The 19,152-nt window shown below is 36.5% G+C and carries 18 protein-coding genes; 10 read left to right on the plus strand and 8 right to left on the minus strand.

Annotated elements, in window-relative coordinates; all coding sequences use genetic code 11:
* The first annotated feature begins 8 nt into the window (after positions 1-8).
* From pqqC to I5515_RS07590, 7 genes are all read left to right on the plus strand, one after another.
* Positions 9-767: a pyrroloquinoline-quinone synthase PqqC gene (pqqC, locus tag I5515_RS07560; protein ID WP_199965490.1), complete on the plus strand. Its 759-nt coding sequence runs from the start codon at positions 9-11 to the stop codon at positions 765-767.
* On the plus strand, positions 764-1,048 hold the full coding sequence (pqqD, locus tag I5515_RS07565) for a pyrroloquinoline quinone biosynthesis peptide chaperone PqqD (protein ID WP_199965491.1): 285 nt from the start codon (positions 764-766) through the stop codon (positions 1,046-1,048). Before pqqC ends, pqqD begins: the two co-directional genes overlap by 4 nt.
* Positions 1,045-2,199 (plus strand): pyrroloquinoline quinone biosynthesis protein PqqE, encoded by a 1,155-nt coding sequence (gene pqqE, locus I5515_RS07570; protein ID WP_199965492.1) that lies wholly within the window; start codon positions 1,045-1,047, stop codon positions 2,197-2,199. Before pqqD ends, pqqE begins: the two co-directional genes overlap by 4 nt.
* Before the next feature lie 18 nt (positions 2,200-2,217).
* Positions 2,218-3,270, plus strand: coding sequence for a dipeptidase (locus tag I5515_RS07575; protein WP_199965493.1), 1,053 nt, complete (start codon positions 2,218-2,220; stop codon positions 3,268-3,270).
* 405 nt (positions 3,271-3,675) lie between these two features.
* Positions 3,676-3,852 (plus strand): hypothetical protein, encoded by a 177-nt coding sequence (locus I5515_RS07580; RefSeq protein WP_199965494.1) that lies wholly within the window; start codon positions 3,676-3,678, stop codon positions 3,850-3,852.
* A 234-nt stretch (positions 3,853-4,086) separates the two neighbouring features.
* Entirely contained in the window at positions 4,087-4,323 is a 237-nt protein-coding gene (locus I5515_RS07585) for a hypothetical protein (RefSeq protein ID WP_199965495.1), read from the plus strand.
* 202 nt (positions 4,324-4,525) lie between these two features.
* Positions 4,526-5,113 carry a uracil-DNA glycosylase family protein gene (locus I5515_RS07590; protein WP_199965496.1) on the plus strand — a complete coding sequence of 196 codons (588 nt, stop codon included), beginning with the start codon at positions 4,526-4,528 and terminating at the stop codon, positions 5,111-5,113.
* A gap of 17 nt (positions 5,114-5,130) precedes the next feature.
* Here I5515_RS07590 and I5515_RS07595 read toward each other — a convergent pair whose 3' ends face one another.
* Complete coding sequence (locus tag I5515_RS07595; RefSeq protein WP_199965497.1) at positions 5,131-6,702, minus strand: phospholipase D family protein; 1,572 nt, start codon at positions 6,700-6,702, stop codon at positions 5,131-5,133.
* Positions 6,703-7,236: 534 nt separating this feature from the next.
* Here I5515_RS07595 and I5515_RS07600 point away from each other — a divergent pair.
* Complete coding sequence (locus I5515_RS07600) at positions 7,237-7,545, plus strand: hypothetical protein (protein ID WP_199965498.1); 309 nt, start codon at positions 7,237-7,239, stop codon at positions 7,543-7,545.
* Positions 7,546-7,608: 63 nt separating this feature from the next.
* Here the strand turns inward: I5515_RS07600 and I5515_RS07605 are convergent, their stop codons facing one another.
* Positions 7,609-8,766 (minus strand): catalase family protein, encoded by a 1,158-nt coding sequence (locus I5515_RS07605; protein ID WP_199965499.1) that lies wholly within the window; start codon positions 8,764-8,766, stop codon positions 7,609-7,611.
* A 185-nt stretch (positions 8,767-8,951) separates the two neighbouring features.
* Between I5515_RS07605 and I5515_RS07610 the strand changes: the two genes are divergently transcribed.
* Together I5515_RS07610 and I5515_RS07615 are read left to right on the plus strand one after the other, a co-directional pair.
* Positions 8,952-10,823 carry a phage capsid protein gene (locus I5515_RS07610; protein ID WP_199965500.1) on the plus strand — a complete coding sequence of 624 codons (1,872 nt, stop codon included), beginning with the start codon at positions 8,952-8,954 and terminating at the stop codon, positions 10,821-10,823.
* Positions 10,824-11,051: 228 nt separating this feature from the next.
* Positions 11,052-12,161 carry an S-(hydroxymethyl)glutathione dehydrogenase/class III alcohol dehydrogenase gene (locus I5515_RS07615; RefSeq protein WP_199965501.1) on the plus strand — a complete coding sequence of 370 codons (1,110 nt, stop codon included), beginning with the start codon at positions 11,052-11,054 and terminating at the stop codon, positions 12,159-12,161.
* A 56-nt stretch (positions 12,162-12,217) separates the two neighbouring features.
* Here the strand turns inward: I5515_RS07615 and I5515_RS07620 are convergent, their stop codons facing one another.
* The 6 genes from I5515_RS07620 to I5515_RS07645 form a co-directional block, all read right to left on the minus strand.
* Positions 12,218-13,168 carry a DUF4882 family protein gene (locus I5515_RS07620; RefSeq protein ID WP_199965502.1) on the minus strand — a complete coding sequence of 317 codons (951 nt, stop codon included), beginning with the start codon at positions 13,166-13,168 and terminating at the stop codon, positions 12,218-12,220.
* Between the two features lie 113 nt (positions 13,169-13,281).
* A complete protein-coding gene (locus I5515_RS07625; protein WP_199965503.1) occupies positions 13,282-14,310 on the minus strand; it encodes a fimbrial protein in 1,029 nt (342 codons plus the stop codon).
* Positions 14,307-16,865, minus strand: coding sequence for a fimbria/pilus outer membrane usher protein (locus I5515_RS07630; protein ID WP_199965504.1), 2,559 nt, complete (start codon positions 16,863-16,865; stop codon positions 14,307-14,309). The genes I5515_RS07625 and I5515_RS07630 overlap by 4 nt, the downstream gene beginning before the upstream one ends.
* A gap of 58 nt (positions 16,866-16,923) precedes the next feature.
* Complete coding sequence (locus tag I5515_RS07635; RefSeq protein WP_199965505.1) at positions 16,924-17,658, minus strand: molecular chaperone; 735 nt, start codon at positions 17,656-17,658, stop codon at positions 16,924-16,926.
* A gap of 86 nt (positions 17,659-17,744) precedes the next feature.
* Positions 17,745-18,278 (minus strand): fimbrial protein, encoded by a 534-nt coding sequence (locus I5515_RS07640; RefSeq protein ID WP_000731817.1) that lies wholly within the window; start codon positions 18,276-18,278, stop codon positions 17,745-17,747.
* Positions 18,279-18,769: 491 nt separating this feature from the next.
* A complete protein-coding gene (locus tag I5515_RS07645; RefSeq protein WP_199965506.1) occupies positions 18,770-19,060 on the minus strand; it encodes a hypothetical protein in 291 nt (96 codons plus the stop codon).
* Between the last annotated feature and the right edge of the window lie 92 nt (positions 19,061-19,152).

Raw genomic sequence — 19,152 nt, forward strand, 5'->3', positions numbered from 1 at the left:
GGTGAATCATGACTCAAGCACCTGAAGCATTAACGACTGAACAATTTAAACAGGCCATTATTGATAAAGGTCAGTATTACCATATCTATCATCCATTTCATGTGATGATGTATGAAGGCAAAGCCACGCAAAAGCAAATTCAGGCATGGGTGGCAAACCGCTATTATTATCAGATTAATATTCCGCTCAAAGATGCAGCCATTATGGCAAATTGTCCTGATCAGCGTGTTCGTCAAGAATGGATTCAACGCATGATCGACCAAGATGGTGAATACCCTGATGGTGGTGGGCGAGAAGCATGGTTGCGTTTGGCAGAAGCTGTTGGCTTGAGTCGCGAGCAAGTCATTTCCGAAGAATTAGTCTTGCCGGGTGTTCGCTTTGCTGTAGATGCCTATGTGAATTTTGCACGCCGTGCCACATGGCGTGAAGCAGCAAGTAGTTCTTTAACTGAACTTTTTGCACCTCAAATTCATCAATCACGTCTAGAATCATGGCCTCAGCACTACCCATGGATTGATGACAAGGGCTATGAATATTTTCGTTCTCGTTTAAGCCAAGCACGACGTGATGTTGAACATGGGTTAACGATTACACTTGATTCATTTACCACACATGAACAACAACAGCGAATGCTTGAAATATTGCAGTTTAAACTGGATATTTTGTGGAGCATCTTAGATGCGCTGACCTTGGCCCATGTTCACAATGAAGAGCCGTACCACAGCGTAACAGCCGAACGAGTTTGGCATAGAGGATTATTTCGATGAATAAAGAACAGTTTGATTTAAACCTGATTCCAACTTGGCGACAAGGTTACCGCTTCCAGTTCGAACCTGCTCAAAACAGCTTTGTCATTTTATATCCTGAAGGCATGATCAAGTTAAATGAAAGTGCAGGGGCAATCGGGCAGTATATTGATGGGCAAAAGAACGTCTCTGCTATTATTGGTGAGTTAAAACAACAATTTGGTGATATTGCTGAAATTGACCAAGACGTAATTGATTATATGTTGGTTGCAAAGCAGCAGCACTGGATTGATTTTATATGACAGAAGGTGTTGGTTTACCTTTATGGCTGTTAGCGGAATTAACCTATCGTTGTCCGCTACAATGTCCATATTGTTCAAACCCATTGGACTACGCACAACATAAAAATGAACTAACCACTCAAGAATGGTTTGATGTTTTTGATCAGGCTCGCCAAATGGGCGCCGTCCAACTTGGTTTTTCCGGTGGTGAACCATTGGTACGTCAAGATTTAGAGCAACTCGTTGAACATGCTCATCAGCTAGGTTTCTATACCAACTTAATTACCTCTGGTATGGGACTCACTGAACAGCGTATTGCGAATCTAAAACAAGCAGGTCTAGATCATATTCAAATCAGCTTTCAAGCCAGTGACCCTGTGGTGAATGATGCGTTGGCAGGTTCAAAACATGCTTTTGAACAAAAATATGAAATGTGTCGGTTAGTTAAAAAATATGATTATCCGATGGTTCTTAATTTTGTGATTCATCGACATAATATTGATCAGATCGATCAAATTATTGAACTTTGTCTTGAGCTAAATGCAGATACAGTCGAGTTGGCAATATGTCAGTTTTACGGTTGGGCTTTTTTAAACCGCCAAGGTTTATTGCCAACACAGGAACAACTAACACGCGCCGAACGTATTACCAATGAATATCGCGAAAAATTAAAAGCACAAAACCATCCTTGCAAGCTCATTTTTGTAGTGCCTGACTATTACGAAGAACGACCAAAAGCTTGTATGAATGGCTGGGGTAAAATCTTTTTTACAGTAGCTCCAGATGGTATGGCACTGCCTTGCCACGCAGCACGACAGCTTCCGATCTCATTTCCAAACGTTCGTGAACAGAAATTGTCTGATATCTGGTACAAGTCGACCGGATTCAATCATTTCCGTGGTGATGCATGGATGCCTGAAACATGTCAAAGTTGCCCAGATAAAGAGCGAGACTTTGGCGGATGTCGCTGTCAATCCTATATGTTAACTGGAGACGCGGCTAACGCAGATCCTGTATGTGGAAAATCGCCATATCATCAATTCATTGAACAGGCACGTACAGAAAGTCAGTTAGCTACACCACTTCAGCAATTGGTATTTCGTAATAGTCGAAACTCTAAGTCTTTAAGTTCCACACAAAATATTCCAGTCCACACGATTACAGATATATAGCAAGTAGTAGGAATACTCATGAAGCCTAGCCATATTCCAGTTTTTGATGGACATAATGATGCTTTAACGCGTTTATGGCTAAGTAATCATCCAGATCCTGTACATGTTTTTATTCATGAGCGCTTAGCAGGTCATCTCGACTTAAAACGCTGTCAAGAAGCTGGTTTTATTGGGGGAATGTTTGCGATTTTTTTACCGCCATATAGCTATGTTCAACAGCATCATCCCAATAAACTATTTGATCAAAATGCTTCTGATTTTACGCAACAGCAAATTGAGCAAATTTGCTTAGAACAACTTGATTTCGCCCACCAACTTGCTCAACGTTCTACAGACATACACATTTGCACAACTGTTCAAGATATCGAAGATTGCTTAGCAGAGCAAAAGCTAGGAATTGTGTTGCATATGGAAGGTGCTGAAGCTTTACAGCATAACCCTGACTTACTCGATGTGTTTTATGAAGCAGGGCTTCGTAGCATCGGCCCACTGTGGAATAGACCTAGTTGTTTTGGACATGGGTTAAATGCAAAATTCCCTCACTCACCCGATACAGGCGAAGGCCTTACACTAGAGGGTAAAGCGTTTATAAAGCGTTGTAGTGATAAAAAAATGGTGATTGATGTATCTCATATGAATGAGCGAGCTTTTTGGGATACTGTAGATATTCTTCAACAACCTATTGTGGCTACTCATTCGAATGCACATGCTTTATGCCCACAAGCACGGAATCTCACGAATCTTCAACTTAACGCGATACGAGATAGTAAAGGTATGGTTGGGGTGAATTTCGATGTCGCTTTTTTGAGGTCGGATGGACAACGTAATGCAAACACATCCATAGATGTGATTTTGGATCACCTAGATTACTTAATCGATCAAATGGGGGAGGAACATGTTGGGTTTGGTTCGGACTTTGACGGCGCACTTATTGGTACTGAACTTGAAGATGTGACAGGCTTACATCGCTTAATTGAACGTATGCAACAGCGCCATTACTCCAATACACTTATTCAAAATTTATGTATGAATAATTGGATGAAGGTACTTTATAGAATTTTTGGTCAATAAGATGAACATTTAATATTTCAGGTCTTTTGCGGTTTTTCTTATCCTACCTAAACAAATGTGATGATCATCACAATAATAGCTAATTATCAGCAGATCCCCTCATTCCCATCTTGACTAAAAGTTCAGCATTAAATACATTGAAGAGGTATTCAAAGATAAATAAAATTACTTAAAAGTAATTAATAATACTGCTTAATCCTGAAATACAGTAAAAGGTCTACCCATTTGAGTAGGCTTTTTACTTTGTATCAAAATTTATTTTTTTAACCATTACGCTCTTCAATTAACATAAAAATTAAACACCTTACAAAAGCGGAGCAAATGAAAGCCGTTAAATAACAAATTATGTGCTATTAATTTAAGTTGATTTATCAAAAGTTACTCCGTCAATCGAAGAGGTGCAAAATGTTAAAGTCAATTTTAGTGATAGGAACAGGTATTGCGATTGGGATGTGTATGTACAAGAAAAAGCAAAAGAACAGTAAGAGTTTTAATACGGATAGCGATACTGACTCAGTGATTAGTAAAGACAGTGCTAAAAATCAAGATGGAGGCTCACTTGATAACGCTGTACAAGTTTAGAATTAATAAAAAAGGGTTCAGTGAATGAACCCTTTAATTTCTATTAAAACTAATAACTATTTTAAATAGATTAACTTAAAGATAATATTTAAATTAAATCATCATTCAACTATTCATTTAAATTTTACTCAAATGTGATAAAACAAAAAAACAGTTTAAATGCTAAATTTTACACACTATAACAAAACACTCTTTATTATTTTTTACGTTAAGAATAAAAAAATGGAGACTAGAATGACAAAGCGCCATATTTTAAAAGAAGTTAACGCCAAAAGTATGTGTGGTATGGAAATTGTGGTAGAACAAATTTTTGAGAATATTAATGAAAAAAACTTTGTTGAAGCTGGAATGAAGCAAAATTGGTTACCACTTTCTAAAATTGTGATTTCCGATAGAGTCATTAATTTAGATCAAGACAATACCTTTGCTCATCCTCGCACAGGCAAGGTTTTTAAAGTCCTGAACTCTTAATAAATTCTTAGCTCACCGGCACATTTTGAAAGTTATAAGTTATTGAGGCGATTTCTATAGAGGTATCGTCTTAATGCATTTAACTGAGAGCTCATTTTCTACCATTAATGCTTGAGTTAAGAGAATTTGCATTTTTTGACTCGTGATTAACCTAAAAATGCGTTAAGTTATTTATAAAATTTGAAGTAAATGCCGATTTTTTATGATAATTGAGATAGAAACCCATCCGCTTGAACCATTTTTGCCAGAAAATGCCCGTTTATTAATGCTAGGTAGTTTTCCGCCACCGCGTAATAAATGGAAGATGGATTTTTACTATCCAAATTTTCAGAATGATATGTGGCGAATTTTTGGTTTAATATTTTTTCAAGATAAGACTTACTTTTTGAGTGAAAACCAAAAAAACTTTAATGAAGAACGTATCCGAAAGTTCTTGATTGAAACAGGTATTGCAATCTTTGACACCGCTTATCAAATTAAGCGTTTAAAGGGCAATGCTGCTGATAAATTTCTTGAAATAGTGATGCCTACAGATCTTGCTGCTCTATTGGAACAGATTCCTCAATGTCAGACCATTATGACAACAGGTGATAAAGCAACCGACACTTTAATTTCTGTTTTACCCGAGCATACCGAAAAACCATTAATAGGAACGTCTACCTCGACTTACTTTGCAGAGCGGAATATTGATCTATATCGTTTACCATCTTCGTCAAGGGCTTATCCATTAGCACTTGAGAAGAAAGCTGAAGCCTATCAAAGATTTTTTAAAGAAATTGGTATTTTATAAACTCATACAAGGCATTCTCACATCATCCATTCTATGGGTAAATATGAAACTGCTTTAATCATTGTTCTTTGAAAAAGGCTTGTATCTGGGTCTTTTTCATATTCAACTACTTTTCCATTCGATTGATAATCTAACCAAATGATTTTTCCTTCACTATTTAACTTAAGTTTGTAGGCAACTTGAGGCAAATGCTGATCTAACATCATCGAGATTTGAGTTTGTAATTGACTTGATTCAATAACCAGGCCAACCTCAGTATTTAAATAAGTTGAGCGGGGGTCAAAGTTAAATGAACCAATAAATACTTTACCGTCAACATCAAAAAACTTGGCATGGAGGCTCGATTTATTTTTACCTTTTGCAGGAATTACGCTTCCAGTTACCACCTCATACCACGTTCTACGTCGACGCTCTAAAACTGGCTTAAATTCATATAGCTCTACGCCACTTTTTAGCATTTCAACTCGATATTGACTATAAAATGCATGCACGATCGCTACATCATTTGCCGCGAAAGAGTTAGTTAATACACGCACTTTAACGCCTTGTACTCTTAGTTGTTTTAAATAGTAAGTACCTTGCTGTGTAGGAACAAAATAAGCCGAAGCTAATTCAATATGCTGCTTGGGTTCCCCCATAATAGCCCTAACTTGTTCATACAGCATTTCTTGTTCAGATGCTGTTCCCATGATTTTTTTTGGTGAATCTGCAACAAAATGTGCTTTTGACCATTGAATTGGATAATGTTCAAGAAGCTCTTTTAAATAACTTTGGGCATCATATAACTTATCTTCGGTTTGATTCTGACTTTCATTTTCTTGAAGCAAATCATGATAGTGCTGTCTAAGTGATTCTAAATGATGTGCAGAACAGGTCCCCACAAACTTAACAGCATCTTGGCTTAAATCACTTTGCCAGAAATCGTTAAAAACCGCTTGCGCATGCTGAACTGCATCTCCGTAAAATAAGATATCTAAATCAGTGAATTGAAACTTACTGCTCGCATCAAAATACTCACTGCTAATATTTCGTCCACCCGTTACAGCAACGACTTCATCAGCAATAATTAATTTATTATGCATGCGATGATTTACTTTCTTGAATCGAAAAATATAATCTAATATTCTTAAATATCTAAATTTATAAGGATTAAACAAACGAATTTCAAAATTAGGATGTTGTAAAAGACTTCTTAAGATCCCATCGAGTTTTATGCCATTTTGATCATCAATCAATAAACGGATTTTTATTCCACGATCTGCTGCCTTGAGCAATTCATACAAGATAAGGTTACCTACAAAATCATTAGTCCAAATGTAATATTGTAGATCAATCGTTTCCTTGGCATTCCTGATCAAATATATACGTGAAGCTATACTCATAAATGCATCGTCAAGAGCTACAAAAGCGGTGAGGCCCTGACGCGTTTTTTCTTCTGCTGTAACATCATTCAACCAATTATTTGTCTTTCTCACTATATCTTTCTCATTAGGATCATATGTATCTGTATAAGAAGGTAAATCAGTAAAACCCCAAGCGCTTAGGGCAATAGTACTATATTGGCGATATAATTGATGCAAACTAAGCATATATGATTTTAATCTTTTTTATTTTTTATAGAATACAAACGGATAAGAAGATAAATAGTTATGTTCAACCTTAATTTGACCATCTATAGTTACACCCAAAGGTTACTTTTAGCTATTTTTGACACAAGATTGTTAAAGTAAAAAGAAATCTACACTAGAAAAATAAAGCATCATTCGATCTTTTCTTAAATGGGACTAACTTACTGAATGAAGAAGCGCGACCACAAAACTCTCCTCTAAAATATATTGCCCCACTACCAGGTCGAGCTTTTCAACTTGGAATAACTATGCATATTTAGACTGTTGGATGAGTTCTATTCAACTACGTCTACTATACTTCTATATGCCACTGTAAATTTAGTAACCGCCGTCTTGAGTTGAGGCGGTTTTTTATTTAAAACAATAAATATTTGTGATATATATAACTTATTAATTAAAATTAAAAAAACAGTAACAATTTAATAAAATTAGAACTTATTTTTATAACTGCGATCTTATACTTATATTTGATAAATCATTAATAAGGAGATAAAAATGCCCAAGTACTTATTCTTAGCAGAAAAAATTAACAGGAATATTAAAAATAAATATTCAAACAACCACTTCAAAAATTTAAATAATTTAATTACGGAAATCAAAAACGCTATTTCAGGCACAGAATTAAAATTTTTATATAACTTTGTGAACTTCGAAGGTGCTGTTGTTAGCGTGAAAAGTGAATTACCCATTAAAGTCGATATAAGCTTGGTTCCAAAACATAAAAATGAGGATGACTTTATTTTATGGTTGGCAGATTTTATCGACCGAATCACTATAGACACCAGCAAAGAAATCATTAAATAAAAAAGTTGCTCCTTCCTACTAACACGAGGTCACTTAAATGCCAAACCGAAAAAGATAACGCATTTAAGGTTCTTGTCTAGGGGCTGAGTTCATATCATGTCGAACTCTACTAATGTCTTCATAAATGATTTTACGCATTCGGTTTACTGCACCCAATGGTTTATGTTCGGGTAAGGCATGCCAAGGCGTAAAAGACAGATTTTCACAGAACTTATTTTGCTCTGGTGTGTCAAAGTCTTGCTTTGGAATATGAATAGTTGCTACTTGATAAAAAGGAGCTGCTTTCTCATCCCATTCTGTCATCGCATCTTCTACTAGCATTTTACTTGAAGTTCGTGGCTGAATAAGAAACTCCATACAAGCATCTGTTTGCTGCAAAGAATTCTTTAAAGCCTCTCTTAAAAAATCATGACTAGGATTTTTAGGTAGATTGTTTGGTCGCATTGAACAAGAACGAACTGAATACTTAACTGCTTGTCGATCATTATCAAGCCCTAATTGATAGGGAACCATAGACCAATAACGCGCATAGAGTGGGTTTGCAATTTGTGAGTTGCGTGCCCCAAGTGCATTCATTGTTCCTTTAAAACCCAACGCAAACGGAATGTGAAGTTTTCGGATCATATTATGGCTATTCACATCATTCATAAAAGAAAGGTATCGTTTTGCGTCATTTGCAAAAAAGACAGGGTGATTAATCATAATAAAATCTTGGGTGGTTGCTTGCTTTTCACTTTCTAAAATTTTCTGTCCAGATACACCTAAAAGTTTTATCGCTATGCCACGTGCGTCTTTGTCAATGTCGGCACTAGAGGCATCATTAGAAGCATTGGAAAAACGAATCCATGCTTGATAATTTTGATCGGGGATGAAAACCCCTTTAGCAAACTGAGTAGGAATATTGTTTGAGACATGAAATTCGGCTCGAACACATCCATGTGCTTTAGGATGCGCATCACGTAAAGCATTTCCTGCCGTATATTGTTGGCGAATTGACTTTTCAATAACTTGGGCTATGTTTTGGGTTAAAGCTTCCTCATTGGGCTGTAACTTTTCCCCTAAAGCTGCATCAACTTCTGGATAAGCTATGCTTTCTGAAGATATCTTTACTGGTGTAGTTCTTTGGGAATGTAAAGTTTCACTACAACCTGTTAGTGCAATCACAAGAGAAGTAAATACAAAAAATGCCCTAAAATGTATAGGCTGTATAAAATTTGACATTTATTATCTCCTTAGTGCTGAAAATATTTCAGGATAATATTAAGTTTTCTTATTTAATATTATTTTGATATTTATAAAAAATATTAACTGTAAATAATTTAAACGTCATTGTTACTTATCTGAACAATAAAAGAAGAATTATTATTTAATATAAAACCTCTTAAATACATTAAGAGAATGACGACATGATAACTAATCGACAAAATGTGCAAAATAATTCTAATTCATCACCCTCACCAATCACTCAGAATACACTTATTGATCGATTTAGCCCTATTTATTGGCGAATAGACGGCCCACAAACAATATCTTTCGCGATTACCAATTATGGCAATGGTTTTGAAGCATCTTTTAGAGCACGGATGGCAAATGATCTGGTCGGAATTAGTTGGGATTCTTATGATACTAAAGATCATAAATTTTTAGCTTATGAAACTAAATATAGCTATGCAGGGGTAATTTGGGACTTTGATATTGAATTGTCGGCTTCTATGCCTGTGCTTAACAATGCAAGTTTAACGCCGACTTTAACGGTGTACTATAATGACAATGGTGTAGATAAAGTTGCTTATATTGTCTTATTTAATTATGCAAATAATCCGTCGTCTCGTACAGCGCACATCCATATTAACTGGGATACAGTAAAAGCCGGTTTTTCTGCTACAGATAATTTTCCGGTAACGAACATCCAGCGAATTTCATTTTCCGGCTTCACCAGCGATTATAATGGTCAATCAGCCACACCTTTAAGCCAGCCAGAAGACGGCTACATTCGTCTGACCAATTCCACTGTAACCGGAACAAATGCGACGTTAAATTTGAGTCGTGTTGTTGTGCCACAGCATAATTATGGCATCTGTACCAGCTATGATGATCATTATGACTTAAACCCACAGCGCCTAGTCAATAATATGGCCGCTTTGGGATATCAAGGTTTGGTTAACCACTATTGTGGAATGTCGCATTACCCTGAAATGACATGGAAAAGCGATATTAATAAATGGCAAATACCAGATACATTGGTTACAGGTGAGTCAGTCGTTAACTCATGTACGCGTAAATGGCATGAGAAATATGCTCAAGCGTTACATAGTGCCAGTATGCAGCCCATCTTTGGGGTAAGTTTTGAAATGTATTCCTTGGGGGCGAATGAGTATTGGGCACAGCGTGACTGGAATAGTAATTTAGGTCGTACAGGTTATGAGCCACCAAGTTATTTTTTCAGTTTAAGTGACCAAAATGCTTTGGCATATCTACATAAAGTCTTTATTGAATTTGCAGATGCAATGGTTGTAGGGGGATGTGATGTAAACATGCAGATTGGTGAGCCGTGGTGGTGGTATAACACTGGCACAAACTTACCTTGTGTATATGACTACCCAACAAAACTTGCCTTTAATGCAGATACAGGTTTATATGCGCCAGATCTAGGCACTATTTATGATGCAATGAATAAAACAGGAACTCCTTATGATGAGTTTAAGACTTGGCTTAGAAATAAACTAGGGCAAACTTGCCAAGACATTCGAACGGTCATTAAAGCTAAATATGCAACTGCCACAGTTTCCCCATTAATCTTTTTCCCTTCTATCCGATCCCCAATCCAAACTCTTGCAACTTATATCAACTATCCAAGCGAACATTATTCATATCCTAATTTTGATTCCATTATGACGGAAGCCTATGACTGGCTTTTAGAAGCCAAATTAGATCTAGCCCATCAAGCTGTTTCTCAAATTCCAACTCAAGATTTAGGCTATCCTGCAAATAAAGTCACTTATTTATCTGGTTTTGTACCAGATGCATCAATTGCCTATATCTATGGATTTGACAAAAACAAACCTTATCGAACACCAATCTGGCAACGGATTTTTGGCGATATGAAAAATAATGTTTCTTTAGGGTTGATGAAGCAGTTCATCTGGGCCTATCCACAAGTTATGGCTGATTCAATTACGATTGATACAACTCAGGCACCAGATGGGTTCTTTGTTGAGAATATGCTCTATACGCCTATTACTGATAACACACCATATCCACCAGATATTTACCTATAAGTAAATATAAAGCTGTTTAATATATGAATGTTTAGATAAGAAGCCTCTTAAGTCAGAGGCTTCATCTTTTTGAAACACAGGCTTGCTTAGACGTAATTGACTGGCTATGCTGTGATGGATTGTCATGAAAGCCAATTTTAATTTAAGCAAAATTAAGCTCTTGTATTACTGTTACATCATCTATTTTGCTCGACTATAAATACCGAATGATTTAAAGGAAACCCAAAGATGAAATCTCGTGCAGCTGTCGCCTTTGCCCCAGGAAAACCTTTAGAAATTGTTGAAGTTGATGTTGCACCACCTCAAGCGGGTGAAGTTTTAATCAAAATTACGCATACAGGCGTTTGTCATACCGATGCCTTTACTTTATCTGGAGATGATCCAGAAGGTGTATTTCCTGCAATTTTAGGTCATGAAGGTGCAGGTGTAGTGGTGGAGATAGGTGAGGGCGTGACGAGCGTTCAACCTGGTGATCATGTTATTCCACTCTATACAGCAGAATGTAAAGAATGTCTGTTTTGTAAATCTGGAAAAACCAACTTATGTGTTGCAGTACGTGCGACTCAAGGTAAAGGTGTAATGCCAGATGGAACTACACGTTTTTCTTATAATGGTGAACCCATTTATCACTACATGGGATGTTCAACCTTTAGTGAATATACGGTAGTTGCAGAAGTCTCTTTAGCAAAAATCAATCCTGAAGCCAATCATGAACAAGTATGTTTACTTGGATGTGGCGTGACTACTGGTATTGGCGCCGTGCATAACACAGCAAAAGTACAAGAAGGTGATTCTGTTGCTGTATTTGGCTTAGGCGGTATTGGTTTGGCTGTTGTACAAGGTGCCCGTCAAGCGAAAGCTGGGCAAATTATTGTGGTAGACACCAACCCAGATAAATTTGAACTTGCTAAAGAGTTTGGTGCTACAGATTTCTTAAACCCTAAAGATTACGATAAACCAATTCAACAAGTCATTGTAGAAATGACAGGCTGGGGCGTAGATCATTCATTTGAATGTATTGGTAACGTCAATGTTATGCGTTCAGCTTTAGAGTGTGCACATCGTGGTTGGGGACAATCCGTTATTATTGGTGTTGCTGGTGCCGGTCAAGAAATTTCGACTCGTCCATTCCAGTTGGTTACCGGCCGTAAATGGTTAGGCACAGCTTTTGGTGGGGTAAAAGGCCGTTCGCAGCTTCCTAAAATGGTTGAAGATGCGATGAAAGGTGAAATTCAACTTGAGCCTTTCATCACTCATACCATGCCTCTACAAGACATTAATACCGCTTTTGACTTAATGCATGAAGGTAAATCAATTCGTACCGTTATTCATTTTTAAATGAAATAAAAAAGGGCTGTGATTCAGCCCTTTTTTACAACTTATAGTTTTATATCTTAAATAGCATTACCGCACATATCAGTTGTGCCCTGAGGGTAGCTAAACTGTAGCGCATTACGGTCAGTAATGAGTTCATTAGAAAACTCTTTTCCAAATAAATTCGTAGAAAGAATATTTATATTTCCATTCATTGAGAAAGCTATTTTCTGTAGTGCACCAGGTAATTTAAATTGATAACCTTCATCAACGCCATTGGAAATAAACCCGACTTGGTTCGTATTTTGATTAATGTAAACACCTAAGCGTTGATATTCATTTGTGTTATCCGTCATTTTCTTGTTTTTAAAGTAACTATCGATAAGTTCATAATCTCCCACCTCCGATGATACGCTATGATATAAACGAGGTGGATTCTCACCAAACTCAAAATCATAAGCACCAATATCAAAATGATAATTTGATCTAATTGTATAGTTATTATCTGTTATACCGTTAAAACTAATGTCCGCTGAGTAAGAGGAGCTGCTCGAAGAAAGCGTAGGTATTTTAAGCTCCATCTCAAAAGCAACAATACCTTTATGCGGTAATAAAAAATCACCTTCATAACTTGTTGAATTCATTTTAGCCTTACTTTTTGCATTATAATCAAGATAACCATAATTATCTTCTGTGACAGGCTCCACTTTGAAACCGAATTTTTGACCATTTATTGATGGAAATATTTTCATGGGCAAATATTCAGGGTGTTGATTATTCCATAAATCATAATCTTCTTGAGTCGCATCAAAATTGTATTGACAGACTGGGGCCGAATTAAGGGAGTTAGTTTGGGCCAAGAGCATTTGATGTGCTAATTTTTCATTCTTTGTAGTTGATGAAATGCTTTTTGATGCTACTTTTTGGCTAGATTCATTACGCGATACGGTAGTCGTATTATCAGAAGATACCTCATACATAGCCCAACATAATGTAATAGCGCTAACAGCAACTATACCTATTTTTTTCATAAAATATTCCTATCGAGTTAAGTATTAAATTTTTAGAAAGTAGTGATAAAGTAAAACTTATTATTAATTTTTAAGTATTTGAAATTATTTGTTTTATAAACTATTGAATATGATTAATCATATTCAATAGTTACGGTAGCCATCGCACGTACTTTACCAGCAGTCACATTTGCAGCTGTTTGATAGTAGCGAGCGGTCATTGGTACGTTATATTGAATTGTCTGGTTAGATGACAAAGTACCTAAAGCGAGCTTATCGCCTTTTTTGATGACCTGATTTTTATTTTGATAGTTCCAGAGTAACTGCACACCTACGCCGTTTGCTTTTTCAGATGTTGGAGCAGTATTTGCAAGTACCTGATTATTTGTGCCATCTTGGGTAAAGTCGTAAGTTAAACTAATGAGGTTTTTCTCTTCATAACCTGTCGGGTTGATACCGCCATTACAGAGAATGTTCATATCAAAAGTTTGTTCACCTTGAGTAGAACCAACGCCTTTGAAACCTGCTTTTGTTACTGTTGGAAGCTGTACAACTTTATTGATGTTACCTTGAATTTCACACGAAGATGATGCAATAGTAATTGCATTACCATATACAGTACTTGTTAACCAAGGAACAGCTGAATAGCCCGAGGCATTATAAGCACTATAACGACCGGGTACTAAGGTACCTGAGCCAGTCTGTGTTGCAGTTTTAACAATCTCGACTACAAAATACCCTGTTGCTAGGGTATACCTTGTACTTCTTTGAGTGGCTGCTCTATAAGGATAATAACCCGAGAAATTTGTAGCATTCTCTGCTTCACGGTATAAACGAATACCAATCCCAGGAATATTTGTTGAATAGACGTTATTTCCGATGGGGCTAATAGCATAATTTTGTGTAAGATTAGCTTCTAAATATCCTCCGTATGAATCACACCAGTAAGTTGAGCCATTGGAACTAATGGGGAAGGTAGCTTTCCTTAACACCTTTCCAACTTCATCAGTTGGGCGAACTACCACACGTCCAACTGCCATAGGAACGTCTAGAGTCTTAAATACTTTGCCAGATCCAGTTTCAGGAGTACAAGCAGCATTAGCCTCACCATATACACCAAGGCCAGCCGTAAATAAGAAACCTGTTAATAATATTCTTTTCATTTGCAGACAGCCTCAGTCATTACCATGCTTTGTTGCTTATTTTGCAACTGATTACTGATGTTGTACTCAACCGAACAACGCTCATTACTTTCATCACCCCATTTCACATAGAGACGATCTTGAGCAAGTGGAGTGCGTAAGTAAATCATACTACCTTGTGCCACAATACCTACAGCTTCATCTTTCTGATTAAAGACTTGAGCGGCAAATGGTAAACTGTTGCCATCAGCAGTTTTACTATTAATGTAAACTGCATAACCTGTTTTAGTCGCAAAATCTACTTTAGCAATTGCGCCAGCAAAAGGTGCAATACGTTGACTTGTTTCTTCAAGTTCAACTTTGCTCGACATTTCTTGTGGGTCAAGAGTAATATCATTAAGACGATATGGAGTGACATAAGGAATTACTGCATAACCCGCCTTATTCACACTTAAACCAACGGCATTATTAACTTTTGCTCCAGCAGCTTCTGGTGCATGCACAAGTACCATTGTTTGACCTTGCTCAGGTCCAAATAAAATACCTTCTGAATGCGCAACCACGCTACCAGTTAAGCTAACCATTGCTTGTTGGTAAGAATCAGCAATACTATAAGAACCACCCACCGTTGTATAGTTAGTACGATAACGACCATTTACGTTAAATGATGGATTTGCATAGTCCTGATGGGACATTGAAGCGCCGTAACTAAAGCGATCTCCAACCATTCCACTTGCACCAACAGTACGGCTATTTTCAGAAGCAGTGACATTGACGTTAACCGAATTCTTTTTGAAATCAATCGGGAACGATAATGTCATTAAATATTCAGTATCGTGTGTTTGATTCGTTGATCCATATTCAACTTTGCGGTTAATTGCAGATAAACCGTAAGTTAAGCCATGGAAATTATTACTATAACCAACTTGGTATTGTTTAGTACTTTCGCTACGGTTCCAATAGTCAACCCAGGAACCCACGACATAGAAATTACCCCAACCTTCAGGAAGTCCTTGGTTCAAAGTAATTTGGAATTCACTACGTTGGCGACCAGCAGAGTAGGTATTAATACCTTTTTCTTCAAAATCACGGATAAGTAGAGCATCACGTAATTTATAGAAGTTTTCTGTTGAGTAGCGATACGCAGCCAGCGTTAAGTTCGTGTTGGTCGGAGAAATTAACTTACTATAACTTAAACGGAAACTTTGCCCCGACTGTGATGACTGTTTTTCAAACTCAGCTTCAGAATGCGTAACGTCAAATGCAATCGCACCAATTGGTGTGGCAACAGCAGCTCCTAATAAAAAAGCAGCATAATTTTCAGAAGCTTGAATTCCGGTATAACCAGTTAAATAGTTATTAATACCTTGTTGATACTTACCTTGAACTACCCAAGGATTAAGATCAATATCACGATCGCGGAACTGACCTACAGTTAAAGAATAACGATTCATACCAGGGCGTAACATCTGCACTACAGATGCATAAGGCACAGCAAATTTCTGTATTTCACCATTTGCTTCAATAACAGTAACTTCAATCTCGCCACCAAAACCAGTAGGGTAAAGGTCATTAATTTCAAAGTTACCTGGTGCAACAGTAGTTTGATAGATAAGTTGACCCTGTTGACGAACTTCAATTTTTGCATTGGTTTTAGCATTACCACGAATACGAGGAGCATAACCCAACATACTATTCGGCAACATTCGATCATCGCTTGAGAAATCGATACCACGGTACCCATAAGAGTCAAATACTTCACCGTTTGTAAAACTATCCCCGAGTGTTAAAACACCACGATATTTCGGGAATGCTCGTTGTAAGTAAGTACTTGTTTCTTCATAACTCGATTTAGATTGATTTTCGGCAGGGGTATCTTGCCATTGCCACTGACCATTGTGACGTAATTGCCAGCCACCTAAATTTAAACCAGCAGTGATTCCCATAAATGCATTTGACGTTTCACTTCTGTCATTAGAATGAGTAAACGTCTTATACGCACTACCGTTATAAGATAGAAAAGCAGCATTGATCCCGCGATCCCATAAACTTGGGTCGACATAGCCTTGCGCATTTTTTTGCAAAGCAACTTGTGGAATCGAAATATCTACACGTAAACGAGAGTTATCAAACTCATAAAATGCATTTTCAACCCATTCTTCAATTTTATAACAACTACTATTTTCTTTTTGAAGAGGGGCATGCTGCGCTAAAATCTCTTGTTTTACACCATATTCAGCAAGAGTATTTCCCGTAAAGCAAGTTACTGCATTTTTATTTGGATCTAATGCTTTAAAGAACATACGACGTTTGCCAAACCATTGGCCATTTACATAAACGTCAACATTATATTCACCTGGTAAGACAGGGTTGCCATATTTAAAACGAGAAATATCAACTTTTTGTGCATCACCAATTAAAAAAGCAGAATCAAATTCAGCTTCTACAGGAGCACTCGCGACTGTTTCTTCAGCGTGCACGAATACAGGCATTGTCATTGTGACAACACCAGAAGCCAAGTAGTAACAAATATGGCGTTTTAATAATTTATAAGATTCTTGCCTTTTTTTTGGCATAGCTAAGTCCGCCTACTCACATAATAGGTGCTTAAATTTATTAAAAAGATAAATCTGATTACTGAAGTTTTATTTGGTGCTCGACTCGACCACCATAGTCATTGACATTCATAAAACTCATATCTTGAAGATTGCTATTCTTAAGCTGAACAGCCTCTTCAGAAAAAGGTTTAATCATTAACCCTTGAGGTAATAAATCAACTTTTTTATCACCTGCCTTTTGGTAAACAGAAGTCATCGTGATATGAAAAGGAGTTGGATTTTTTACCTTTAAATTTTGACCAGATTTAACCCATTGAAGCTTATCAGCTGCTAAATTCGCATCGTCTTTAATCGATGATGGACGATAGAAGAATTTAATTCTTGAGCGAATTGCAAGTTGCAGGAAATTATCAGGCGTCGTATCTTCACTTTTTGAAGTAGGTCTAGGTGGAATATCTAAAATATTCAACCACAAAACCGTTTCTTGCTTCTGATTTAACTGAGAAGCAGTGGGTAAAGCAGTAATACGCAGAGTCTGACTTTTAGTAGCTTCAACACGAGAAATTGGTGGAGCAATCATAAAAGGTACTTTTGACTGATCCGGAGTACTTTTTGGGTCACCTTCATCAAGCCATGCTTGGACAAGTGCTGGTTTTGAACCGTTATTACTAACTTGTAGTGTAACTTCTCTAGCATCTGAAGGATAAATCACACGAGTGCCATGAATTACAATTTCTGCTTGAGTAGCAGGTGCAACAATTGCTGAAGCAAATGCCAAACTTAACAAAAAATTATAACTGTTCAATTTCATTTCAGAATTCTCAAGCAAGAAAGATTCGGGAAAGTGCCACAAAAAGAGGGTTTCTATATAAATATAGAAACCCTGTCATCCATCAATTATTGATAGATAATTGTGTATTGAACAGAAGTATTTACTTTACCAGCTGTAGAAGCACCAGTTGCATAGTATTCAGCATAGTAGTTAAGGTCAGCGCTACCAGCAGCAGCTACATCAACCCATTGAGAGTTTGCTTGAGCGCCGTTTGCACCCGCAGCAAGAACAGGGATGAAATTATTGTTGCTACCTAAAAGTTGAACGTTAACGTTTTTAGCACCAGTAGCGTCTTTGTTAAGTAAACGACCAGTATTAAAGTCAACATTTGCACCTGGTTCAAAGTAAGTAGCTACTTTACCTTCAGAACAGTTAGCTAATTTAATTTGGAAAGGAGTACGACCAGCAACATCCCCAGCAACAGCTAAAGTTTGTTTAGAAACAGTTGGAAGAGTAACTGTGAAATCTTTACCAGCTGGGGTAACGATGTCACAAGTTTTGTCTGTAACTAAACCATTAATTGTAATTGTACCATCAGCAGCTTGAGCATTAGCAATCCCTACAACCGAAAGAGCAGCGATCAAAGCAAGTTTTTTCATAGTGTTTTCTCAAAAGTCTGGATATAAAGTTAAATTCCTTACTTTTCCAGTGTTTGACATCTTGAAAAGTAATGTAACGATGCTAACACTTTTTGAACAAAATGCAAACTATGTCACATTATTTTTTCATAATAAAACTTATGTCACACCATAAAAATATGATTAAAGGCTGCCATTTACAGCTTATATATCTGTTTATAAATCGTTTTTTATTTTTTTAAAAAGCGGAACCGCAGAGATGGGCAAGTTACATATGAACACTATGTAAATATAAAAGAATTGAACAATTTATATAAAAATAAGTTTAAACCCTTAGAATACAATTATATAGAATAAATTATGTGGATGTATACAGAAAAAGATAAAAAATAGTCATTTTTATATAAAAAGAGTGACTCATCTACTACTTCATAAAAATATGAGATGAAGTCGACAAATCACTCTTTAATCAAGCTGTTTCTAAGAATCAACTTAATGATATGGCTAGTAAGTTAATGATAGTTAACAAGAACTACCTTCTTATTAGCACTTATAGTCTCAATACTTGTATCCATTTTCTCAGTATGTCTTGCTAAGCTAAATACATTATCTTTGCTTAAATATTGAGTATCAATAGTCGCATTTAGAGTGTTGATTTGAGCACACTCTTGTTCAATATTTACTGTAGAACAAGTATCTTCAACAATATTTCCATTAATCATTATTGTGTTATTTGCATAACAAAATAGTGGGGAAGTAGAGAGTACCGCTAAAACTACAATCTTAAATATATTATTTTTCATTTTATATATACCTATTTATTAAATAGTTAATATAAGAGATACAATATTTTTTATTTAAAAACAACATGCAAATTCATTTTAATAAAAATTAA

Source organism: Acinetobacter calcoaceticus (genome assembly GCF_016508255.1).
In the GTDB taxonomy this organism is placed as follows: Bacteria; Pseudomonadota; Gammaproteobacteria; order Pseudomonadales; family Moraxellaceae; genus Acinetobacter; species Acinetobacter calcoaceticus_E.